6 protein-coding genes are annotated in these 8,390 nt (G+C 71.8%); 2 read left to right on the forward strand and 4 right to left on the reverse strand.

The genetic code is table 11. The annotated features are described in order from the left end of the window. Positions 1-3 precede the first annotated feature (3 nt). Positions 4-495: an EVE domain-containing protein gene (locus JQX11_RS31595; RefSeq protein WP_307826474.1), complete on the forward strand. Its 492-nt coding sequence runs from the start codon at positions 4-6 to the stop codon at positions 493-495. Between the two features lie 135 nt (positions 496-630). On the opposite strand, the gene JQX11_RS31600 is transcribed toward JQX11_RS31595, so the two are convergent. From JQX11_RS31600 to JQX11_RS31615, 4 genes are all read right to left on the reverse strand, one after another. Then, positions 631-2,511: a glycoside hydrolase family 3 protein gene (locus tag JQX11_RS31600; RefSeq protein ID WP_204928580.1), complete on the reverse strand. Its 1,881-nt coding sequence runs from the start codon at positions 2,509-2,511 to the stop codon at positions 631-633. A gap of 183 nt (positions 2,512-2,694) precedes the next feature. Further along, positions 2,695-4,878: a hypothetical protein gene (locus JQX11_RS31605; RefSeq protein WP_204928581.1), complete on the reverse strand. Its 2,184-nt coding sequence runs from the start codon at positions 4,876-4,878 to the stop codon at positions 2,695-2,697. Between the two features lie 801 nt (positions 4,879-5,679). Then, a complete protein-coding gene (locus JQX11_RS31610; RefSeq protein WP_204928582.1) occupies positions 5,680-6,276 on the reverse strand; it encodes an ATP-dependent Clp protease proteolytic subunit in 597 nt (198 codons plus the stop codon). Between the two features lie 141 nt (positions 6,277-6,417). Then, the gene (locus tag JQX11_RS31615) at positions 6,418-6,945 is read right to left on the reverse strand and encodes a helix-turn-helix domain-containing protein (RefSeq protein WP_204928583.1); all 528 of its coding nucleotides are present in this window, start codon (positions 6,943-6,945) and stop codon (positions 6,418-6,420) included. Between the two features lie 185 nt (positions 6,946-7,130). Here JQX11_RS31615 and JQX11_RS31620 point away from each other — a divergent pair, with 185 nt between their 5' ends. Continuing rightward, a complete protein-coding gene (locus JQX11_RS31620) occupies positions 7,131-8,147 on the forward strand; it encodes a potassium channel family protein (RefSeq protein ID WP_204928584.1) in 1,017 nt (338 codons plus the stop codon). Positions 8,148-8,390 lie beyond the last annotated feature (243 nt).

Here is an 8,390-nt window from a genome sequence, read left to right on the forward strand (position 1 = left end):
GACGTGGCGGACGGAAACGCCGACGGGCGGCGGGTGACCCACGACGACCTGGGCGCCTGGCTGATCAAGGGCAACGCCGACCTGGTCGACCTCGCCGGCCGGTTCGCCCGGGACCCCCGGGTGACGGGCTGGTGCGTCCGCCCGGGCTACCGGGCCCGGTTGATGCGGGCCGGTCAGCCCGTGGTGTTCTGGGCCAGCGGCAGCCGGGGACAGTTGCCGTACGGCGTCTGGGGGATCGGCCTGCTCACCGGCGAGCCGGTGCCCGGTGGGGAACCCGGGTCACCCTGGACGGTGCCGCTGGACCTGACCGTGCTGCCCGAACCCCGCCGGCTGCACCGGGACCGGTTACGCGCCGACCCCCGGCTGGCCGGCATGGAGGTGTTCCGCCAGCCGCAGGCGGCCAACCCGTCGTACCTGACCCGGGCACAGTTCACCGCGCTCGCCGACCACCTGCCCGAGGCGGCCGGCGCCACCAGCGTACCGGCAGCGTGGTGACCACCCCGCGAGCCCGGCCCGGCCGTGCGAGATCCGGTCCACCACCGCCCACTCCTCGGCCACCTGCAACGGGTCGTGCCGGGGGAGCACCACACTGCCGGGACAGCGCCGGTGCCCGGCCACCGTCGCGCCGGATCAACCCTCCCGCGGGGCCGGCAGCCGCTGCCCGGACCCGAACGGATACCGGACCCGCGTGCCGTCGGGGGTGCGGATGGTGACCGGGAGGCGGCCGGTCGGTTGCGCACCGACCAGGGCGTCCGCCAGCGCGGCCAGCGAGACGTCCCGGTAGCCGTACGTCGCCAGGTAGGTGCGGACCGACCGGAGGTGGGCGATGTCGTACGGGGTGCCGACGGCGACCACCACCACCGGTAGGTGTGTCGCCAGCAGCGCCTCGACCAGATTCCGCTGGCGCTCGTCGTTCCCGACGTTGTTGGTGAGGACCACTGTGACGTCGCTCCTGGTGGCCGCCGCCACCACCTGCGCGACGGTGCCCCGGTCCGGCGACCCGGTGTACATCGGCGTCGGGACCAGCCCCCGGCCCCTCAGTTGGCCGGCCAGCGACGGTACCGCGGTGGCCCCCCAGCCGGTGACCAGCACGTGGCGGTGGGACCCGGACGGCACCGGCAGCACACCGGCCTCGTGGCGCAGCAGGGTGACCGATCGGCGGGCGACCTCCGCCATCGTCTCCTGGTCCGCGGCGGTGCCGACCAGCGAGTCGACAGCCCTGCTGCTGGTGTACGGGTTGTCGAAGAGGCCCAGGGTGGCTTTCAGGCGGAGGATCCGGCGCACCGACTGGTCGATGCGGTCCTCGGTGAGGGTGCCGTCGCGTACCGCGCCGAGCACCGTGGCGATGGCGGCGGGTGGGTCGGCCGGCAGCGTCAACTCGTCGTTGCCGGCCCGGACGGCGTCGAGGATCATCCGCTCCGGCGGGATGGCCGCCAGCGCGTCCGCGCGCAACGCGTCGGTGACGACGACTCCGTCGTACCCCAGGGTGTGGCGGAGCAGACCGGTGACGATGGGCGCGGAGAGGACCGCAGGCGTGCGGGAGGGGTCCAGCGCCGGGACGATCACCGCCGTGGGCATGATCGACTCGACCCCGGCGGTGATCGCCGCCCGGAACGGCTCCAGATGGGTACGCATGATCTCCGCCCGGCTCTCGTCGACCACGGCGACGCCGGTGTCGGGGTTCGCCTCGGCGGCACCGAGGCCGGGAAAGTGCTTGGCCGTGGCGGCGACCCGGTTGTCCTGGTAACCGGCGACGGCCGCCGCCCCGAACGAGGAGACCACGTCGGCCCGGTCGCTGAACGCGCGCGTGCCGTCGGCGGTGTTGTCCGGGTTGGTGATGACGTCTACCACCGGCGCGTGGTCCATGGTGATGCCCATCGCCCGGAGTTGACGGGCGGTCGAGGCCGCCGTGGAGTACGCCAGGTCGCTGTCGAACGTCGCACCGACCGCCATGCCACTCGGGGTCACCGCCGCCGGTGGCGGGACCCGGCTGACGAAGCCGCCCTCCTGGTCGGTGCTGAGCTGCACGGGCACCCCGCGCCCGCCGGCCGTCGCCGCACGCTGCAGCCCGTTGGAGAGTTCGGCGACCTGCTGCGGATTGTTCATGTTGTTGGTGTTGGTGAAGTAGATGATGCCGCCCGGGTGGAACTTTGCCAGCAGCTCTGCGCCGTTGCGCACGTCGCTGCCGTAGAGGGCCTGGTTGGCCGCGACGTCGGCGGGATTCGTGGTGGTGGCGGTCTCGCCGTGCACCTGGAGGACGAACAGCTGACCGACCCGCTCCGCCAGGCTCATCCGTGCCCTGACCTCGTCGACCCGTCGGGCGACGGTCCCGTGCGCGGTGGTGTCGTCGGCGGTCGGGTAGCTGGGCAGGTGGGACCGGGTGCCCACGCCGGCGATCCCGCCGACGGAGAGGAACACGGCAGCGGTGACGGCGAGCACGAGGACGGTCCGACGGACCGCCCCCCTGCCCACCCGGGACAGGTACGGACGACGATGGGTGTGTGGTCGCATTGTCGCAGTTCTTTCTGTTCCGGACACGCGGCATCCGACAGGTGCCGGCATCGATGACGGACGCCTTGCTGGAAGCCGAAAAGTATCGGCGTCCGCGCCGTGTCGACCGGCCGAGAAGCGTTTCTGTCAAGAAAGCCTGACGGTCGGCGGGAAAAGGCTCCGGACGGCGTACCCGGCATTCGGTCAGGATCGCCGCAGGGCCGGTCCGGTGGCCTGTCCGCCCGTGTGGTGCGGCACCGTTGCCGGTGGCACCGGCAACGGGGTGCCCTGCTCCAGTCGCAGCAGCGCTTCGGCGAACTGGACGATGTCCATGCCGTTTACCGCCGGCTCCTGCGGAGAGGACATGGTGGTGCTGCGGTCCTCCGGGACGAATTCACAGAACCAGCCGAGGATCTGCGCGCCCGGCATGTTGATCGTCACGGTGTTCCCCTCGGTCCTGGTGCTCAGCGACGAGGACTCCTTCTTGACCGCGGCCGACGCCGACGCGCTGAAGCAGAGGTTGCCGCCGCCCACGGCGGCCCGGCTGTCCATCACCGACTTGACGGCCGACATCTGCCCCTCGGCCGCCTCGAAGCGGATGGAGACGTCCTTGACCACCACGAACGCCACCGGGAAGCACGGCAGGATCGCCTCGTTCGCCCGGTCGGCGAGCTGGGCCAGGTCGTTGCGGCCGGTCGAGACCGGGGCGTCGGTCAGCCGGTGCATGCCTTTGGAGAGTCGGAACACCCCCGGGTCGAACCAGCCCCGGGAGATCTCCACCTTGGACGCCTTCAGCCCCACCTCGACGTGGCTGTTCTTGCTCAGCGCGCTACTGGTGTAGTCCGAGCCCGACGACGACGCGGTGCCGCCTGCGGACCACAGGAAGGGGTGGACCTGCACACTCGCCTGGGCGGAACTGCTCGTCTGGCTCGACGACGAGAGCATGTCGTCGTGGCTGAACGAGAACCGCAGGTCCATCCACCGGTCGGCGGCGGGCGAGGGGGCGGCGGTCGCACCGGTCTGCCCGGGCGGTGCTCCGGCGCTCCGGCTCGCGGGCTGTCGCTGGGCGACGAGCGCGAGCTGGGACTGCAGGGCGGTCAGTTCATCGAGTTGGGACTGGAGGCGGGCGAGGACCGCCGGCAGGTCACCGAAGGACCGGGCCTGGTCCGCCGCCAGTTCCCGGCCGGCGGTGGCCAGCGTCGTGGCGCTGGTGAGCAGGTTCGACTGTGCGGCCACCAGCTTCTTCTGCCCATCGAGGAGCTTGCCGAGATCGTCGGAGTTCAGGGCGCCGCCGTTGCCCCGCTTGGTCGCCTTGTCCTGCACCGGATTCTCCCCCAGGGCCGTGCTGGCCTGATGGACCAGCCCGTTGAGCTTGTCGCCGTCGAGTTCGGTGAGGCCACCACTCTCGGCCGCCAGGTACATCTCGACGGCGGTGACGGTGTTCTCGGCGTACACGTTGGCGAGGTCGTTCTGCGCCGCCACGTGTGCGGCCTCCGCCTTGCTCAGAGCTGCCGCGGCACCGGCGATCGTGCCCCCGGTCGGCATCTGACCGAGCTGCGCCTGGACCTGGCTGATCGTCGTCAGCAGGGCGCGCCGCCGGCCGGCCAGGGTCAGGGCGACGAACTGCGGCTCGTCGAGCAGGTCGACCGGATCCTGGTCGCTGGTCAGTTCGAGGAACCAGTCGCTGGGGGTCAGCTCGACGGGGTAGGTGAAGCCCCCGCCGGGGGCCGGGACCCGCGCGTCGAGGACCTGGTCGCGTGCCTCCTGGAGTTCGCCGCCGGGGCCGGCGTTGAGCGCCCCGATGATCGCGTCCATGTCGGCCGGGGAGAACACCGAGACGAGTCGGCCCTCGGCGGCGTCGATCAGGGCGAGTTGCCCCTCGGCGACCTCCTCGTACCACTCCAGGAACTTCTCCTTCGACAACCGCTGCCTGTTGTCGACGACCTGCTTGTCCCAGGCGGCCTTCTTCGCCAGCCACGACTCGTAGAGGGCGAAGTACCACTCCTGGAGGGAGCCGGTGAACGGCCTGCCGTCGACCTTGGCGTCCGGGTGGGCCGGCGTGGCCAGGAGCGCCCTCAGCCGGCTCTTCATGATCGGCATCGTCGAGTTGAACCTCGGCACGAGGACGCTGAGCGCCTGCAGGTACTGGGAGGACACCCGTTGACCGTTGCTTCCCCCGGTGACCTTGACGATGTCGAACATCTGGTCGGCGAGCCGGGACTCGGCCTCGGCGACCGCCGCCGGCTTGGGGCCGGTCGGGTCGTACATGAAGTCGCTCTGGTTGAGCATCGAGCCGGGCATCATCATGGTGAAGAACTGGTTGTCGTTGGTCCCGCCGAGGACCTGCACCAGCTTGTCGTAGATCTGCGCGATAGCCTGGTCCGCCATGGTCGTCTCCTGTTCGGGAGGCGTCGACCGTCAATTCGGGTGCGCGGTGCCGCGCCCGGTTCTTCGCGCCTTTCGCACGCAGATTGTCGACGCGATTGTTTCTCGCGACCGACGCTATCGGCGTCTCTGCTCCGGTCTCGGTGGTGAGGGCACTCTGTCAAGGCTGATTGTCTGTGCCGTGGAATGCGTGGTGCGCGCCGTCCGAGGTGGTACGGGCGGTTGGTGGACCGGCCAACCTCGTCGGCAAGTCCACCTTCAGCGAGTGCCCCGGCGACCCCAGCTACCACTGCGGCGCCTACACCGCGTTCTACGAGACCACCTCGGAACCTGGTGTCGACGTACCCGCTGGCGCAGGCGGCCGTCGCGCACGCCGACCTGGAGGGGGCGGCGGGCCCTGGGCAAGGTGGTGCTGACCGTCGACGGGTGAACCCCTCCCGTGGTGCCGGGCCGGCCGTCGCGGGCCTGCCTCCCGGCAGCGGTGGCCGACGAGCCGCATCGATGCCACGATATTCGTGGGAAATGCGCCCTGCTGTATTGGCCCGTGCGGGAAGTCTCGTACCGCTGACGCTCTGCCGCATCGACGAGCGTCCGCCGCGGTGCGACCGGCGGGTGTCGGACCCGAGCGAGGGGGCGGGCCCGACGGCTGTGGACGCGGTCGGCTCACGGCCACCCGCCCCGGCGGGCCACCGGCAGCGCGCGGGGTCCCGGCGGACCTCCGCCGGGACCCCGACCCGACGCGCGGACGACGGCCGGCGGCACCCGCCACCGGCCGTCGGCACGCGATACCCGGACCGGCGCCGCTCAGCCGGGAAGCTGGTCGACCCGGGTGAGCACCTCGTCGATCAGGCCGTACTCCCGGGCCTGCTCGGCGGTGAACCACCGGTCCCGGTCCCAGTCGGCCTGGATCTCGTCGAGGGTGCGCCCGCTGTGCCGGGCGATCAGCTCCTGCATCGTCCGCTTCACGTGCAGCATGTTCTCCGCCTGGATGGTGATGTCGGCAGCGGTGCCGCCCATCCCCCCGGACGGCTGGTGCATCATGATCCGCGCGTGCGGCAGGGCGAACCGCTTCCCGGCGGCCCCCGCGCAGAGCAGGAACTGCCCCATCGAGCCGGCCAGCCCCAACGCCAGGGTGGCCACGTCGTTGCGGACGTACCGCATGGTGTCGTAGACGGCCATGCCGGCGCTGACCGAACCACCAGGCGAGTTGATGTAGAGGTAGATGTCCCGCTCGCTGTCCTCGGCGGCGAGCAGCAGGATCTGCGCGCAGATCTGGTTGGCCGAGGCGTCGGTGACCTCGGTGCCCAGGAAGATGATGCGTTCCCGCAGCAGCCGCTCGAAGACCTGGTCGCCGAAGGCCGGCTGCCCGCCGTCCAGCATGCGCACGTCGTACCCGATCATGGTGACCACCCTCCGCGTCGCCGGCGGGCGGGCGACCTCACCCCGCCCCGGGAACCGGCGGGTCCAGCCTGCGCCGCCGGGCGGTCACCGCCCCAGCCTTTCTGCCGCCGGCAGATCCGCCGTCGGCAGAATCCGGCCGGCCTACCCGACCCGCACCCGCCGCCGGCCCGTCCGGGCCCACCGCCGCGCCGGCACCCTGGGGGTACGCGCAGCGGGGCGGGCGGCCGACGCCACGGCGACCACCCGGACGGCCGTGGCGGCCCTCGTCACCGGGAACCCGGCACCCCCGACCCTCGACGGCACGCCGCCGCCCGGACGGCCGAACCCGACGGTGGGCCGACCGACCGACAGGTGGGCGGCGGTGCCGTCGCGGCGGGCGGTCGGCACCCGGTCCAGCCGGGCCAGGCTGCCGCCCGGCGGCACGGGCACCCGACGCTCGACCCGGCGCAGCTCGTCACGGGCCTCTTCGAGCAGGTCGGACAGGTTGATCCCGAGCGCCCGGCAGATCGCCGCCAGCACCTCGGAGGAGGCTTCCTTGCGCCCGCGCTCGACCTCGGAGAGGTAGGGCAGGGACACCCCGGCCGCGGCGGCCACCTCGCGCAGGGTACGGCCCTGACGCAGTCGTACCCGGCGTAGCACGCCACCGATCACCCGACGCAGCAGCGACATGCGGGCCTCCTCGTGGCCGGTGTCCCGGGACCCTCCCATCATGCCGGTTTCCCGGGCCCGGCACCGCCCGCCGCGAGGGTGAGAGGGCGTTCACCACAGGTAGGGTCGGCGACCCGCCCGGTCGGTCCGCCTGTCAACCGCTATGTTGTGCTCGTGCAGGCGACCCGGGGAGAGCAGGACCGACGGTGATCCATTTCCCGGCGCAGCGGCGGGGTCCGCTCAGCGCGTTGAGTCTCCGCCTGGCCGCCGCCCTGGGCCTGGTCCTGCTCACCGTCGCCGTGGTCTATCTGGACCGTGGCGGCTACCGCGACGTGGACGAGAACGGGCTGACCCTGCTCGACTGCTTCTACTACGCGGTGGTCACCCTCTCCACCACCGGGTACGGCGACATCACCCCGTACGACCAGTCCGCCCGGTTGGTGAACGTCCTGTTCATCACCCCGGCCCGGGTGATCTTCCTGATCATCCTGGTCGGCACCACCCTGGAAGTCCTGACCGAGCAGTACCGGACCGGCCGTCGGCTGGGGCGGTGGAGGAGAACCGTGAAGGACCACGTCATCATCTGCGGCTACGGCACCAAGGGTCGCAGCGCGGTCTCCGCCCTGCTGGAGAACGGGTTGGACAAGTCCCGGATCGTGGTGGTGGAGCGCAACGGGACGGCGTTGCGGCAGGCCACCTCGGCCGGACTGGTCGCCATCGAGGGTTCCGCCACCCGCTCGTCGGTGCTGGAGGAGGCGCACGTCCGCAACGCCAAGGCGGTCATCATCGCCACCGACAGCGACGACGCCTCGGTGCTGGTGGCGCTGACCACCCGGCAGCTCACCGCCGGCCAGGTACGCATCATCGCCGCCGTACGGGAGGCCGAGAACGCCCCGCTGCTGCGGCAGAGCGGCGCGCACCACGTGATCGTGTCCTCGGCCACCGCGGGTCGGCTGCTCGGCCTCTCGACCTCCGCGCCGCCCCTGATCGACGTGGTGGAGGACCTGCTCACCCCCGGGCAGGGCATGGCGCTGGCGATGCGTTCCGCCGAGCGGCACGAGGTCGGCAAGTCCCCCCGCGAGTTGGAGTCCCTGGTCATCGCCCTGGTACGGCGGGGCAAGGTGGTCACCCTGGCGGACCGGGCCGGCGCGGTGATCGAGACCGGCGACATGCTGGTGCACGTCCGCGACGACCGCCCCACCGCCACCGCCACCCCCTCCTGACCGGCCCGTACCGCCTTCCTGGGCCTGCACACCGCCCCCGGCGGTCCGCCGACGCCGACGTGGCCGTGCCCCCGACCCCGGGGCACGGCCACGTCGCACTGCTCGGTCGACTAGCTGATCGTCCAGGTGTCGCCGGTGTGGAGGAGGGTGGTGAGTTGTTGTTCGGGGGTGTCGGTGGTGGTGTTTCGGGCGGTGGTGATTTGGTGTTGGACGAGGGTGTCGTAGGTGGGGCGTTGGGTTTGG

The sequence above is a fragment of the Micromonospora humida genome (genome assembly GCF_016901255.1).
GTDB lineage: Bacteria > Actinomycetota > Actinomycetes > Mycobacteriales > Micromonosporaceae > Micromonospora > Micromonospora wenchangensis.

What these genes read in the sequence shown, in the direction of transcription:
- JQX11_RS31600 (WP_204928580.1), bottom strand. Translation starts at nt 2,511, where the DNA reads ATGCGACCACACACCCATCGTCGTCCGTACCTGTCCCGGGTGGGCAGG.
- JQX11_RS31605 (WP_204928581.1), bottom strand. Translation starts at nt 4,878, where the DNA reads ATGGCGGACCAGGCTATCGCGCAGATCTACGACAAGCTGGTGCAGGTC.
- JQX11_RS31610 (WP_204928582.1), bottom strand. Translation starts at nt 6,276, where the DNA reads ATGATCGGGTACGACGTGCGCATGCTGGACGGCGGGCAGCCGGCCTTC.
- JQX11_RS31615 (WP_204928583.1), bottom strand. Translation starts at nt 6,945, where the DNA reads ATGTCGCTGCTGCGTCGGGTGATCGGTGGCGTGCTACGCCGGGTACGA.